Source organism: Bradyrhizobium sp. 521_C7_N1_3 (genome assembly GCF_052075975.1).
Classification (GTDB): Bacteria; Pseudomonadota; Alphaproteobacteria; order Rhizobiales; family Xanthobacteraceae; genus Bradyrhizobium; species Bradyrhizobium japonicum.
Window position 1 is genome coordinate 5,302,442 of the sequence record NZ_CP197232.1, and the last position, 14,361, is coordinate 5,316,802.

General features: G+C 63.5%; 13 protein-coding genes. 8 read left to right on the forward strand and 5 right to left on the reverse strand.

Annotated features, from left to right (window positions below; genetic code table 11):
- Positions 1-48 precede the first annotated feature (48 nt).
- The 4 genes from AB7008_RS24585 (at position 49) to AB7008_RS24600 (ending at position 2,579) form a co-directional block, all read left to right on the forward strand.
- Positions 49-744, forward strand: coding sequence for a cell envelope biogenesis protein TolA (locus AB7008_RS24585; protein WP_304494187.1), 696 nt, complete (start codon positions 49-51; stop codon positions 742-744).
- A 66-nt stretch (positions 745-810) separates the two neighbouring features.
- A complete protein-coding gene (locus AB7008_RS24590) occupies positions 811-1,092 on the forward strand; it encodes a hypothetical protein (protein WP_014495624.1) in 282 nt (93 codons plus the stop codon).
- Positions 1,093-1,340: 248 nt separating this feature from the next.
- On the forward strand, positions 1,341-1,628 hold the full coding sequence (locus AB7008_RS24595) for a hypothetical protein (protein ID WP_028161195.1): 288 nt from the start codon (positions 1,341-1,343) through the stop codon (positions 1,626-1,628).
- A gap of 105 nt (positions 1,629-1,733) precedes the next feature.
- Complete coding sequence (locus AB7008_RS24600; protein WP_028161196.1) at positions 1,734-2,579, forward strand: FkbM family methyltransferase; 846 nt, start codon at positions 1,734-1,736, stop codon at positions 2,577-2,579.
- 41 nt (positions 2,580-2,620) lie between these two features.
- Here AB7008_RS24600 and AB7008_RS24605 read toward each other — a convergent pair whose 3' ends face one another.
- A complete protein-coding gene (locus tag AB7008_RS24605) occupies positions 2,621-3,415 on the reverse strand; it encodes a transglycosylase SLT domain-containing protein (RefSeq protein WP_304494107.1) in 795 nt (264 codons plus the stop codon).
- Between the two features lie 387 nt (positions 3,416-3,802).
- Here AB7008_RS24605 and AB7008_RS24610 point away from each other — a divergent pair, with 387 nt between their 5' ends.
- Entirely contained in the window at positions 3,803-4,264 is a 462-nt protein-coding gene (locus AB7008_RS24610) for a hypothetical protein (RefSeq protein ID WP_376707163.1), read from the forward strand.
- Between the two features lie 300 nt (positions 4,265-4,564).
- Here the strand turns inward: AB7008_RS24610 and AB7008_RS24615 are convergent, their stop codons facing one another.
- Positions 4,565-5,659, reverse strand: coding sequence for a hypothetical protein (locus AB7008_RS24615; protein ID WP_441259662.1), 1,095 nt, complete (start codon positions 5,657-5,659; stop codon positions 4,565-4,567).
- A 487-nt stretch (positions 5,660-6,146) separates the two neighbouring features.
- Between AB7008_RS24615 and AB7008_RS24620 the strand changes: the two genes are divergently transcribed.
- Positions 6,147-6,443, forward strand: a complete 297-nt coding sequence (locus AB7008_RS24620) for a hypothetical protein (RefSeq protein WP_014495618.1) — start codon at positions 6,147-6,149, stop codon at positions 6,441-6,443.
- 99 nt (positions 6,444-6,542) lie between these two features.
- The gene (locus tag AB7008_RS24625) at positions 6,543-6,740 is read left to right on the forward strand and encodes a hypothetical protein (RefSeq protein ID WP_014495617.1); all 198 of its coding nucleotides are present in this window, start codon (positions 6,543-6,545) and stop codon (positions 6,738-6,740) included.
- A gap of 184 nt (positions 6,741-6,924) precedes the next feature.
- Here the strand turns inward: AB7008_RS24625 and AB7008_RS24630 are convergent, their stop codons facing one another.
- From AB7008_RS24630 to AB7008_RS24640, 3 genes are all read right to left on the reverse strand, one after another.
- Positions 6,925-7,617 carry a phasin family protein gene (locus tag AB7008_RS24630; protein WP_304494109.1) on the reverse strand — a complete coding sequence of 231 codons (693 nt, stop codon included), beginning with the start codon at positions 7,615-7,617 and terminating at the stop codon, positions 6,925-6,927.
- A gap of 131 nt (positions 7,618-7,748) precedes the next feature.
- Positions 7,749-7,922, reverse strand: a complete 174-nt coding sequence (locus AB7008_RS24635; RefSeq protein WP_014495615.1) for a hypothetical protein — start codon at positions 7,920-7,922, stop codon at positions 7,749-7,751.
- 962 nt (positions 7,923-8,884) lie between these two features.
- A complete protein-coding gene (locus tag AB7008_RS24640) occupies positions 8,885-12,652 on the reverse strand; it encodes a vitamin B12-dependent ribonucleotide reductase (RefSeq protein ID WP_304494110.1) in 3,768 nt (1,255 codons plus the stop codon).
- A gap of 745 nt (positions 12,653-13,397) precedes the next feature.
- Between AB7008_RS24640 and AB7008_RS24645 the strand changes: the two genes are divergently transcribed.
- Entirely contained in the window at positions 13,398-14,294 is an 897-nt protein-coding gene (locus AB7008_RS24645; RefSeq protein ID WP_304494111.1) for a DMT family transporter, read from the forward strand.
- The last annotated feature ends 67 nt before the right edge of the window (positions 14,295-14,361 follow it).

Genomic DNA, 14,361 nt, shown 5'->3' on the forward strand with positions numbered 1-14,361 from the left:
GTGACGCCGGTGCGACGGAGAGGTGCGTCGCCGGGGCCGCGGGGCGACATGCCGAAAAAACCGAAAAGCGAAGCGACTAGAAAACCGCAAAGAAAACTGAAGACCTACCAGACCTCGCTCGGCTTCTACGACCAGGCGGTCGCCGCACCCTCGATGAAGGCGGCGCTGGAGGCCTGGGGCGCCAGCTCCAACCTCTTTCATCAGGGCGCCGCGAAGGAGACCGACGACCCCGACATCGTCGCGGCGACCATGGCAAGCCCGGGCGTCGTGCTCCGGCGTCCGGTCGGCTCCGACGGCCCGTTCACCGAGAGCGCCCAGCTGCCGACCGATCTCGCCGACGGTGAGCCCAAGCGAAAACCCAGACCCAACTCCAAGCCCGAGTCCAAATCCAAACCGAAGCAGCGTCCGGCCGAGGGCGCGACAAAACAGTCACGCAAGATTGACGATCAAGACGCGTGCAAAGCCGCTGCGGCGTTCGAGAAGGAAGAGCGGCGGCGGGACGCCGCGCGCCGCAAGGAAGAGGCCGCCATCGCCAAGGAGCGCGCGAAGGAGCGCGCGCGCCGCGACGAGGCGGTCGCCACGGCCCAGGCGACGCTGGACGCAGCGAAGCGGGAGCACGACGCGAAGGCGGAGGCGATCGAAGCTGAGCGTGCCGCGCTTGACGAACGCGCCGAGGCCGAGCAGGGCCGGTGGGACAAGCAAAGGAAAAAGCTGGAGGAGGCTCTGCGCCGCGCGCGCACGTAGCGCGAGCGAATTTAGCTTGCCTTGCCTTGCGTCCTTTTGCACTCTTCCAGCGAAGGAGACCAACGCATGAAGATCATGACTGCCGCGTGTGCGCTCGGAACGGCCCTGGTGCTGTGCAACCTCGGGATATCAGGCGCTGAAGCCCGGACGCGGAAGGCCCAGGTGGTTCGCGAACCACAGCAGAGGCTCATCGTCACGGCGCCCGTGCTCAGGCCGACGCCGTGGGATTACTACATTGTTCCACGATATCGTTATCGCCCTGAGGACGACCGGGTCGATCCGAACGGCCCGCCCTATGTGTCGTCATGGGTCCGCTATGAGGGATGGCGGTGGCCGTACTGGTGGTAGAGGACGAGATGCGTAGGATGGGTAGAGCGACTTATCCGCCGTAGCTCGAAGAGCGAAGGCGGAAGCGAAACCCATCTCACGGGCTGGTGGTGAAGGCCATCGACGGACGTGGAGCGGAATAGACGGGAAGCGGAACCCATCGATAGCTGTCGCGGCACGATCGGTTTCGCAAGCGCTCCAGCCATCCTATGCGCTGCTCCTCTCGGCATCCCCGAGACGTGCTATGCTCCTGGGCGGGAGGAATCGGCATGAGAGTCGTTACCGCGATACTCGCCCTGCTTCTTTCAAGCCCGGCCGCCGGCCAGGAGTGCCAGACATGCTCAATGGCCGACGCCTGCATGAAGGAGTACCTCAAGGCGACGTCGGAGGCCCAAAGGGCCACGAAGCAGGCAGTCCGGGATTGGAAGCAGAATCTGGACCGAAAGGCCTCCGCCGAATTGTCCAGCAGGGGCATACTCGCATTGCAGGACGCGATGGAGGCGCAGGTTCGCTCGGAGCTGGAGCGGCTGAAGGAATGCCTGGCGAAGATCAGGTAGGGCGCAAGCGCGGCCGGCAAGACACTGGTTGCGCCGTTGTCGGGACAAGCTTCGCATAAGCGCGCGTTGGGATAGTGGCATCTCCGAGTTAGAGGAGATTCCGCAATGCCGATCGCAGGGCAAAAGCTGGCCTTTGTCATGGCCTCGTCCAACCATGGGACGATGATCGTCAATCGCTTCGACTATCGCATGGTCGGTCCCGACCGCGGCTACGGCGTGGGGTTTCAGATCCTCGAAACGGCTGCTTTCGATCGAGTCGAGGTCAATATCGCTCTCGAACTGCTGGCATTGCGACGGCGGTACCACGGTGACGGGGTGGTCGCCATTGACTGTGGCGCGAATATCGGCGTGCACACGATCGAATGGGCCTCGTCGATGACGGGCTGGGGTTCGGTGGTTGCGATCGAAGCCCAGGAACGGATCTACTATGCGCTGGCGGGCAACATTGCCATCAACAACTGCTTCAATGCGTTCGCGATGCATGCTGCCGTTTCCTCCGAATCCGGCACGATGCAAATTCCACATCCAAACTATTTTGCGCCTTCCAGCTTCGGCAGCCTGGAATTGCGGCAGCGCCCGAGCAACGAATTCATCGGCCAGCCGATCGACTACACCAACAACACCGTCATGATCCGAAAAATGACGCTGGACGAGCTCAACTTGCCGCGAGTCGACTTCATCAAGATCGATATCGAGGGCATGGAGATGGAGGCCCTTGCGGGTGCTCGGGAGACAATCAAGAAGTACCGCCCGATCCTCCTGATCGAAAAAATCAAGACGGATAACCGGCAACTCGAGGATTGGCTCAAGGACAACGGCTACCGGTTTATGGGTCTCGACATCAACATTCTCGCAGTCCATCAAAGTGATGAGTGTTGGAAGGATATCAACGCGCCTCAAAACGCCGGCCAGCCCGCCGAAGCACGCGCCCTCGCGACAATGAATGTCTAGGCTGGTGCACTGCGCCTCGCGCAGCCGCATGCAAACCCACCCTACGGGTCATCCGCCGATAGTCGCAGGAACTGCCGCTTCATCGCGTTAACCCTGGCGACATAGCTTGCAACCGAGTGATCGCCGCAGCGCTCGTCGGCGATCATCTGAAACTTGCGGCGCGCATAGGCCGTGGCGGGGCCCGCACCGCAGAGATGGATGAAGGCAGCCAGGTCCTGCTTCTGCTCGCGGCTTGCCTTCACATCGCCCGCGCGGGCGAGAACGTCAGCCACGTTGCGGTCCAGATACACCGAGGCCAGCTCGATGGCGTGGCTCGGGATTGCGCGGGTGTAGAGGCCCGTGAACCCGCAACCGGTTTCCGTGACCGCGTTGCCGCGGACACAGAACCGTGCGGCGTCGGCGAAGGCTGGATCGGTCATCTGGTAGAGGCCGACGGCGCTGGAGGCGGGCCGGTAGATCGCGAGCGGATTGAGGCTCAATCGCCAGCGCCAGTAGGTGCGCGCCACCGGATTGCCCGAGCTCTCGACCTGCGCCAGCGCGGCCAGCAATTCGGGCGTGATCGTCGCGGTGGAATAGGTGCGGAACAGCGGCCCGTATTGCCGCCAGTTCTCGGCCGGCTCCTTGTCCAGCGCATTGCCGACAAGGACGAACAGCTCGGTGGGCTTGCGGACCACGTGATAGACGATGTTCACAAGCGCCGCGATCGCGAGCAGGATCGCCATGCTGCCCGCGATCCGAACCATCCGCGGTGCTCGGGCGAACCGCTTTCGCACCCACCGAGCGCCCCGCCGGACGTTGCGAAGGCGAGGGAGGAGGCGTTTGCTTTTTCGCGGCATGGGTCTGGTGGAAGCGCGTGGATGAGTTGAGGCTTTGCGAAATCCATCGCCTGGCGGGGCCGATGGGGATCGACTCGCTCCACTCATCCTATGGATCGTGTGGGGTATCCCTGCAACGATTCGTCCCGATCCTCCGGGAGTTAGGTGCACCGTCACCGCAATTCGAACCGCGACTATGAGAGGTTGAGCGTTGATGACATCCATCATCGCTGCGTGCCGCGGCGACAACCGCGCAAAAATGGCAAAGCTGCGGCTGTCAACGACATATCTGATTAGAAGGTCGCTTATCCACGTAATACACTTTGTCCTGTTTAGGGTTCGGGGTGCGTATTGGGAGGGTCGATCATGGCAAGTGTTGAACAATTGCGCAGACGTGAAGGAGTAAACTTGGTCCAGCTCGAGGCTGACATTGCATCGGTGCGCACGGGAAGCTCGATTGCTTCAATTGCGCTGCCCGATTACGTCGAGCACACCGAGGGGGTCACGCGCGTGGGCGCGCTCAGTGCAGAGGCGGTCATTCGTGACTATGAGTCCGCCGCAAAAGAGATCGAGGCCATGGGCGCCGAGCTGATCGATGCCGCGCGAAAATGTGAGGCGCTGACAGTTCAGGTCCATGATGCGATTGCCTTCATGCGCGAGACGGCAGCGGGGTATCGCGAGGAGGGGCGGAAGATCTTCAAGCGCATCGAGGAATGCGCGCTCTTTACGGAAGACGTCCGCAAGACCTGCGAGGAGGTCAAGCGCAGGATGAAGGACGTCTCGGTCGGCGAGTCCGGCAACGAAGAGCCTGCGACGGAAGAGCCCGAACCGACCGAGATCGCGAAGGTGTCGGTGTACGAGGTACGGTGAGGCGGGCGTAGAGCGTAGTTCGCAGGATGGGCGAGCGCTCGTGCGTCCCCATCCTGCGGGCTGGGCTTCAAAGCCGATCGCGTACGAACGGGAAACAAGCCGGTTTGCGAGAGTCCCAGACGTAATCTGAACCGCCGCAAGGCGGACGCGGACGCGACCTGGCCGGACATGCCGAGGCCCGTCGTGACGTCGCACGGATGTGGCCGAGGGCCTGCCGGCCGATCGCCGCGCAGCATGGTACCAAGGCGCTTGGTACCAAGGCTCTTGGTACTAAGGCTCTTGGCCGAGAACGCTGACGGCTCACCAATCCGGATCGCCGTAGGGGTCGCCCATATAGTAGGGCGGGGGCATCCAGGGTCCTCGCGGTGGCGGCCTGGGCCGCCGGGGTGGGGCCGCTTGCACGTGCGGCCGTGCAGGCGCAGCCGTCTCGTTGCTCGTCACGCTCCGCACGGCGGGTTTCGCGGGTGCGGGTGTGGATGACGTCGTCAGTTGCGTTTGCAGCGCCTGGACCTGCGCGGCGAGGCGCGCATTGTCCGCCGTATCCTTCTCCTGCGCCGCCTTGAGCTGTTGGATGGTGTCGGCCTGTTCGCGCAGCGCCTGCTCGTTGCGGCTTTTCAATTGCTCGAGCTTTCCATTGATGTTCGCAAGCTCGCTGGTGATGGTCTTGAGCGATTGTGCGAGATCGGACGATGAGGGGTCAGGCGCCGTGGCGCCGGTTCTTGGCGCGTCAGGTCTTGCAGCGTCAGGTTTTGGAGCCTCAGCTCTTGCAGCGCTTTCCGTTTCCTTGCTGAGCGGCGGCGCGGGCAACGGACCAGGCTCATCCGCAGCAGCCAGTTGCACGGCCGGCGGCTGCGCCGGACTTTCGACCGCGGGCGCTCGCGAGGGCTTGCTCGCGGCCGGCGGAGCCCACCGCGCCATGATCGACCTGGTCATCAAGCTGGCTTCATCGCGATATTGCGAAGCAAAGGCGGCACCGAGAAGGCCGATCGCCAGCACGAGGCCAACCAAGGCACGCAGCATGGTCCGATCTCCCTTCAGGCCTTGATTGCCAACCTTGCTTTCCGGTGCCGGCGCCTTGTCCCTGGGAGTTTCGGCTGCCTTCGCGGCGGCGCTGGCTTGCGGGGCCCGCGGGCCTTCGTTGCCGCGTTCCATTCCGGAAACGAGCCGGTCCAGCCGCGCAAGGTCCTGCTCTGCGCTCTTGATCTGGTCATAGGCCCGCGCCAGCCCGCCATCGGCGCGCACATCGTCCGGCTTGGCGGCATCAGGCTTGGCAGCATCAGGCTTGGCGGCCTCAGGCTTGTGGGCCTCAGGCTTGGGCTCGTCAGGCTTGGGTTCGCCAGGCTTGGGTTCGTCAGGCTTGGGGTCGTTCGCTTCAGGCACCGATGCGCGCTCCATCCAGTCGGGCGTTAATGGGAGTGCGGCAGTCCGATTGTCGGAAGGATAGGCCTCACCGTTGTCCAACACAACGCGCGCGCGAAGGAGAAATTATGGCGGGCTACGGTTGCTGAAGCAGCCGGGCGCTGCTCCCCGGGGCATCCCCGCGACGTGCGCTGCTATCGTGGGAGGAAGCGCCATGAGGGTCTCACCGCGACACTCGTCTTGCTTCTTTCAGGTCCGGCCGCGGCCCAGGAGTGCCAGACATGCTCAATGGCCGACGCCTGCATGAAGGAGTACGTTAAGACGACGTCGGAGGCCCAAAACGCCACCAAGCAAACCATCCGGGATTGGGAGCAGAATCTGGACAGAAAGGCCTCCGCAGAATTGTCCAGCGGGAGCATACTCGCATTGCAACACGCTATGGAGGCGCAGGTTCGTGCGGAGCCAGAGCGCCTGAAGGAGTCCTGGCGAAGATCAGGTAGGGAGGGGCGTAAAGGAGGATCCAATGAAATCGCTTCTGCTGCTCACGGCGAGCGGTCCGCTGCTCATTCTCACCTCGCACCAGTCCCTGGACGACCAGAAGCTCCTGGGGGTGCTCAGGCAAAAAGGTATCGGCAAGTTCGTCGCGTTCGAGGTTCCCTTGTCGCTCGCCAGAGAGCGCTACGGCGGGCACTTTCACGCGGTCGAAAGCAATCTGCACGAGACCGATGATTTGAGAGTGCTCGACTTCAACGGCCAGCGGGTCTTTCAGCTGTTTCATTTCGAAGAGCTCGGTTCACCGATCCTGATAGAGCGGTCGTGATCCGGTTTGTTCGGCGGCGAAAGGGGATGTGTCGAGCAGGGCTGTTCCGAAAAGATGCCGATTGAGGTACGGTGGAAGCTCGGACCCGTGGAGTCTGCCATGACGTCATACACTGTCGGGTTGAAGCTCGGGGTGCGTGCCAAGGTGCTCACGATCGAAGCCGAGGACGCATTGGTCGCGGCGCTAAAGATCAAGCTCGAGAACCCCGAGGCACTCGTCACCTACGTTCGCAAGTCAAATCGGCGTGGCGATCGTCGCCACCCGCACGAAGTGCAGCGGGCCAAGACAACCGGCTAGCCGATGCCGAGACCGCAGCAAGGAGCAAGTAGCCCGGATGGAGCCAACGGGTCGGCGCAAAGCGCCGCCCGATGACAGGCTCCGCGCAATCCGGGATGATGCCACAAGGCACACTGGTCCCGGATTTCGCTTCGCTGCATCCGGGCTACGCTCGCTCCCCCCGCGTTGGAATGCGCAGCTGCTGTCAGTGACGTGTCGCGCGGATTTCGAGCGTCGTCTGGGTGAGCCTGGCCACGAACCCCTCAAAATGCATGACCCTTTGTCTGGTCAATTGTCCATGCAACTCGGCGATCTTCTGGGATTCGGCGATCAACGATCCGCACACCTGTTTCGCGTACTCCATCTGAAGCTCAAAGGCCTCGACGGGTGAGCGCGCCGTCGCGAGCTTTCCCAGGAAGGTCCAGGCGTGCTCAAGCGACGTCCTCGTGTAGTCGCTATAGGCATCGGCAATCGCCTGCGTGCTGGCCTGGGAGGGTTCCACCGGTGCGACAGGCGCGCTTGCAGCGATCTCCATCCCGGAAGCCTCGCCCGGCAAGGCTGCGGCCGAGGGTAGCTGCGCACCGACCTCTGGGCTCGTCTCTTGCCCTACCTCTTGCTCGGTCTCTTGCCTGTTCTCTTGCTTGGTCTCTTGCCTAGTCTCTTGGCTGATCTCCGCTGTGGCATCCGGCAATTGATGGGCTGCAGTCGCGTGTTGCTCACCGGCCCTGGTCCGTTGCCCGGCCTTCTTCTTCGCGCCGCGCCGGCCGGATTTTCCCGTTGGCTTATTTTCGATCGTCCCCAACATTGCAAATGACTCCTGAATATCGATGAAACCGCAAGCCTCCGTCGGGTTTGCGCTGAAATCGCGATTGCGGGTTGTCGCTTGCGTGGCGGCCATGTGGTGAGATTTTGCCGGGCATCGGCAAGGCCATCCTGCCGGGTCTTGACCGTCCTGCGCGCGGGACCGTGCTCGCCCGATCCGCGTCATCGCTCCCGTCGTTGGCGAGATCGATCCTCGCGCGCTCGTCGTCACCGGAACAGGGCGACATAGACCACGTAGAGCCAGCCCAGGATGCCGTGGATGATCGCCCACAGGATCGAATGATTGTTGGTGTAGGAGATTGCGATGGCGAGTGCGGAGCCGAAACCGACGCCGTATTTGGCGCCCTCGACCCGAACCCCGTAGTAGCGATTGCCGTTCATGGCGGTCCTTCCTGCGGGCTACGCTTGCTCATCATGCCTTATAAAAGTCTTCCGGCAGTTGTGAAATGGCACACAGACGGCAGACTTCGAGTCTGCTTCCATGGCGCCGACACCAGACCCTCGTGCGCTGCTCCAAGATGCGCACCGTGTGGGTCGGCATTCGGCAATTTCGGGGTGATCGTTATGGGCGCTTTCAATCGCACGGCCATGCTTTGCAGCTCTTTCATCGTGTCCACCATGAGCGGGTGAACCGAGAGATTTCGCGTGCGCGCAACGGCGCGTGCAGGGAGTTTTCTTGAGGCCCCGCCGGTGACGGACGGGGCCTTTCCATTTTTGATGTCAGCCCACGACTGCCCGGCGGTGCCTTCGCGAAGAAGGATGCAGGGTCATGTGGGAGTATTTTGGACCCGATTTCGCTTTTGACGTGGTGAAGGGATTTGTCGCCGGCGTTGCTTCCATGGCGTTTCAGGTCGTGGCGCCGCGGGCGTTTCATGCCGCGAAGCGATTTCGCGCGCACTGGGTCGCCAGAAAAGACGCAAGACAAGCCGCAAGACAAGCACGCCGCAACGCGCCGGCGAATGATGAGCCGTGAGGTCTCGTAGGATGGGTGGAGCGACTTGTCCGCCGTAGCTCGAAGAGCGAAGGCGGAAGCGAAACCCATCCCACACCCTTCCCGGATATCGCGGAGCTTGTCATCGGGCGGCGCTTCGCGCCGACCCGTTGGCTCATCCGAGCTACGAATTGCCCATATCCGCCGCCACCCGCAGAAACTGGCGCTTCATCGCGAAAGGGCCATTTTCGCTCAATTGCGCTCAGCGGTCGTATCGACGGAAATACCGATTGCCGAAGCAAGGTGCCCGCTACGGGTGCGTTTGCAACTGAATATTCGCTGGGGACCAATAGCAAAAGACCCGCTGATTCGATCAGCGGGTCTCGCCAAGGCTGGGACTATAACGCGGTGCTCACGAACACCCCGTCGTGCTGCCGCAAGTATCGCACTTCATGCAGGTGCCATTCCGCACCAGCGTGAAGTTGCCGCACTCTGAGCACATCTCGCCTTCGTAGCCCTTGGCCTTGGCTTCCGCGCGGCGTTCGGCCTTCGAGGGGGCCGCGACCGTCTGGGCGCTGCCGGCCTTGCTCCACTGGAGGGCTTCCAGCTTCTCCGTCGGCGAGAGGTCGTGGGCCACTTCCTGCTTCAGCGCGACCGCGCCATCCAGGACATCGCCGACCCGCGCGCTCGCGGCGTGCGAGGCCAGTGCCGTGACCTTGCTGCCGCCGGTCGGGGCGCTGTCGTTGCCCTGGGTGACCGCGGCGGAGCCGCCGCGCATCACGACGAGGTTGTCGGTGCGGGAGCGGGTGAGGCCGCGCGACACTAGCTTGGTGGCGTGGTGGGTCTCGTCCGGCTCCTTGCCTTCCTCGACGCCCTTGCCGAGCGCGTCGAAATTCGACTCGGTCGGGTCGACATGGGCGAGATCGAAGCGCGACATGTAGCTCACCGCGAGCTCGCGGAAGACGTAGTCGAGGATCGAGGTCGCGTACTTGATGCTGTCGTTGCCCTGCACGGGGCCCGCCGGCTCGAAGCGGGTGAAGGTGAAGGCGTCGACATATTCGTCGAGCGGCACGCCGTACTGGAGGCCCAGCGACACCGCGATGGCGAAGTTGTTGATGAAGGAGCGGAGTGCGGCGCCTTCCTTATGCATGTCGATGAAGATCTCGCCGAGACGGCCGTCATCATACTCGCCGGTCCGGAGATAGACCTTGTGGCCGCCGACGACCGCCTTCTGGGTGTAGCCCTTGCGGCGATCCGGCATCTTCTCGCGCTCGCGCATCACGATGATGCGCTCGACCAGCTTCTCGACGATCTTTTCCGAGACCTGGGTGGCACGCGCCGCCATCGGCTTCTCGTAGAGGCTCTCGACCGCATCCTCCTCGTCCTCATCGTCGGCGATGAGCTGCGAGTTGAGCGGCTGAGAGAGCTTGGAGCCGTCGCGATAGAGTGCGTTGGCCTTCAAGGCGAGCTTCCACGACAGCATGTAGGCGGACTTGCAGTCCTCCACCGTGGCGTCGTTCGGCATGTTGATGGTCTTGGAGATCGCGCCCGAGATGAAGGGCTGGGCCGCCGCCATCATGCGGATGTGGCTCTCGACCGACAGATAGCGCTTGCCGATCTTGCCGCAGGGGTTGGCGCAGTCGAACACCGAATAGTGCTCGGCCTTCAGGTGCGGGGCACCTTCCACGGTCATCGCGCCGCAGATGTGGACGTTGGCCGCCTCGATCTCGCGTTTTGTAAACCCGACCGCCTGGAGGAGGTCGAAGCCCGGCGCGGCAATGGCTTCAGCACCAATGCCCAACTGGTCGCGAATGAATTCCTCGCCAAAGGTCCACTTGTTGAAGGCGAACTTGATGTCGAAGGCGGTCGGCAGGGCCTTCTCGACCTTGGTGATGGCTTCGTCGGTGAAGCCCTTGGCCTTCAGCGTCGAGGCATTGATGCCCGGCGCATTGGACAGCGAGCCGTGGCCGACGGCATAGGCCTCGATCTCCGCGATCTCGCTCTCGCGATAGCCGAGCGCGCGCAGCGCCGCGGGGACCGCGCGGTTGATGATCTTGAAGTAGCCGCCGCCGGCGAGCTTCTTGAATTTCACCAGCGCGAAGTCGGGCTCGATGCCGGTGGTGTCGCAATCCATCACGAGGCCGATCGTGCCGGTGGGCGCGATCACTGTGGTCTGGGCGTTGCGATAGCCGTGCTTCTCGCCGAGCTCGAGCGCCGCATCCCAGGCGGCCTGCGCGTGGCTGACGAGGTCAGCCTGCGGGCAGGAGGTGAGGTCCATCGGCACCGGGTTCACCGAGAGCGCCTCGTAGCCGCTGGTCTGGCCGTGGGCGGCGCGGCGGTGGTTGCGGATGACGCGCAGCATGTGCGCGGCGTTCTTCTTGTAACCGGGGAATGTGCCCAGTTCAGCAGCCATTTCCGCGGAGGTCTTATAGGTGATGCCGGTCATCACAGCGGTCAGCGCGCCGCAGAGCGCACGGCCTTCCTTGGAGTCATAAGACAGACCCATGGTCATCAGGAGGCCGCCGATGTTGGCGTAGCCGAGGCCGAGCGTGCGGAACTCGTAGGAGAGCTCGGCGATCGCGCGCGACGGGAACTGCGCCATCATCACGGAGATTTCGAGCACGATGGTCCAGAGCTGGCAGAGGTGCTCGTAGCCGGCGACGTCGAACTGCTTCGTCGTCGTGTTATAGAACGTCAGCAGGTTCGCAGACGCCAGGTTGCACGCCGTGTCGTCCAGGAACATGTATTCCGAGCACGGATTGGAGGCGCGGATGTCGCCGGACGCTTTACACGTGTGCCAGTCGTTCATGGTGGTGTTGAAGTGCAGGCCGGGGTCGGCCGACGCCCAGGCGGCGTAGCCAATCTTTTCCCAGAGGTCGCGCGCCTTCAGCGTCTTGGTCACCTTCTTGGAGGTGCGGGCGTTCAGGTTCCAGTCGCCATCCGTTTCCACGGCGCGGAGGAAGTCGTCCTTCAGCGAGACCGAGTTGTTGGAGTTCTGGCCGGAGACCGTGAGGTAGGCTTCCGAATCCCAGTCGGTGTCATAGACGTCGAACTGGATGTCCTTGTAGCCCTGCTTGGCAAACTGCATCACGCGCTTGATGTAATTGTCAGGCACGAGGCTGCGGCGCGCGAGCTTGATCTCGCGGCGGAGCGCCGGGTTCTTCTCGGGGTCGAAGCAATCGTCGCCCGAGCCTTCGCAGTTCACGCAGGCCTTCAGCACCGCCTTGAGGTGCTTCTGGTTGATCTTGGAGCCGGTGACGAGGGCGGCGACTTTCTGCTCCTCCTTCACCTTCCAGTCGATATAGGTCTCGATATCGGGGTGATCGACGTCGACCACGACCATCTTGGCGGCGCGGCGCGTGGTGCCGCCCGACTTGATCGCGCCCGCCGCGCGGTCGCCGATCTTGAGGAAGCTCATCAGGCCGGACGAGCGGCCGCCGCCGGACAGCTTCTCGCCTTCGCCGCGCAGGCGCGAGAAGTTGGAGCCGGTGCCGGAGCCATACTTGAACAGGCGGGCTTCGCGGACCCAGAGGTCCATGATGCCGCCCTCGTTGACGAGGTCGTCACCGACGCCCTGGATGAAGCAGGCGTGCGGCTGCGGGTGCTCGTAGGCCGATTTGGACTTGGTCAGCTTGCCGGTGAAGGGGTCGACGTAATAGTGGCCCTGGCCGGGGCCGTCGATGCCATAGGCCCAGTGCAGACCGGTGTTGAACCATTGCGGCGAGTTCGGTGCGACCATCTGCATGGCGAGCATGTAGCGGATCTCGTCATAGAAGGTCTGGGCGTCCTCGTCGGAAGAGAAATAGTTGCCCTTCCAGCCCCAATAGGTCCAGCAGCCGGCGAGGCGATCGAACACCTGCTTGGCCGAAAGCTCGCTGACATAGCGCTCTTTCTCGGGGAGAGCGGTGAGCGCCTCGGTATCGGGCACGGAGCGCCACAGGAAGGAGGGAACGGACTCCTCCTCGACCTTCTTCAGGCGCGCGGCGACGCCGGCCTTGCGGAAATACTTCTGGGCGAGCACGTCGGATGCGACCTGCGACCACTCGGTCGGCACCTCGACGTTCTCGAGCTTGAACACGACCGAGCCGTCGGGATTCCGGATCTCCGACGTGGTCAGCCGGAAATCGATCCCGGCGTAAGGTGACTGTCCCGAAGTGGTGTGGCGCCGCTCAATCCGCATGGTCTTGCCCCGTCCTTTTATCTGCCGGACTGCCTCCGCAAGGCGCCCGGGTCGCTATTTCGGTTCGCGATTCCTCCCGGGCCGCTTGTGGCCTTAAGGCTTCGCAGTTCAGCCGGTGGATCCGGCCCAGTTTCTCCCGGCGCGATGGTTCTCATCCGCCGGCATGTCCACACCCATCCGCCCCCAAGGGGATGTGCGCGACATGCGTTCAACGCCCCACACGCCACTTCAACCAATGCCATCCGAGCCTGTTGCCGGCCCGTTCTGGCGCCCGAAGGTCTGCATTTCGAGGGCAGACAAGCCCTCATCCGCGGCCTTTGGCTGGCTTGGCGGAGTGGCGATTTGCGAGACCCTTTGGGGGAGTGCCGGCGGGACGCAAACTCACTCGCGCCGAACGGACCGAAAGCTAGGACTCTCCGTTGCGCCAGTCAAGAACTAGTGCGAGTTCCTGAATCAAATACTAAATATGGTGGATTGCGGGGGATAACAGGGGGCAAGCCCGCGCCTGTTGTTGAGCCAAGTATCAGTGAGTCCTCAGGGATTCCCAACCAAAAAAATTTGCATCCCGTGACGATATGGACCCTTCACCCCGCTGTTCACAGGGCAGGTATATTTTTCGGGACCGGGGTTGCCTCAGCGGGACTCACGTAGGGCTACGGAAGGTGAGGGCAGGCATGCCCGCCGGGGTGGTGGTGGCGCGTGCGAATCCGCGCCAAGCTGACCGCGATTTTGCCGGGTACCCCACATGCTTGATTCGACTCGCCGGGATGCGCGACCGCGCATCGCCCCGGCCGGCCTGATGTTCCTCGCCATCACCTCGATCGGCTGGGGCTTCAACTGGCCGGTGACGAAGTTCCTGCTGTCCGAGCTGCCGCCGCTGACGCTGCGCGGGGTGACCGGCGTGCTGGGCGCGGTCCTGCTCGCCGCCCTCGCGCTGATCCGCCGGCAGAGCCTCAAGGTGGGGCCGGGGATCTGGCCGCGCCTGCTGACCGCCGCCGTCCTCAACGTCACCGGCTGGATGGTGCTGATGGGCCTGGCGCTGCTCTGGCTGCCGGCCAGCGAGGCGGCGCTGATCGCCTACACCATGCCGGTCTGGGCCTCGATCATCGCCTGGCCGGTGCTGGGCGAGCGGCCGACCGTGCTGCGCACGCTGGGGCTGGTGATGGCCTTCGTCGGCCTGGCCTCGATCATGGGCGGCAACGGCTTTGCCGCGAGCGTGGAGAAATTGCCGGGCATCATCATGGCGCTGGCCGGCGCGCTCGGCTTCGCCATCGGCACGGTGTTCTCGAAGAAGTACCCGATCCACCTGCCGCCGATCACGGCTGCGGCCTGGCAGATCGGGATCGGCTGCCTGCCGATCTCGATCATCGGCCTCTTGATCGAGACCACGCATCTTTCGCTGGTGACGCCGGTCGGCTGGTGGCTGCTGGTCTATTCCACCGTGGTGCAGTTCTGCATCGCCTATGTCAGCTGGTTCGCAGCACTGGCGCGCCTGCCGGCCTCGGTCGCCGCGATCGGGACGATGGCCGTGCCGGTGATCGGTGTCGTCGCGTCGGCACTGGCGCTGCATGAGCCGTTGGGCCCGGGCCAGATCGCCGCGCTGATCTTCACGCTCGCAGCCGTGGTGCTGGCGACGCGCTAGACCGCGGTCTCTTGCGCGAAGCCGCGCTGCACCTCTAGATAGTTCCCTGCAATTCACCTCGCTCCAG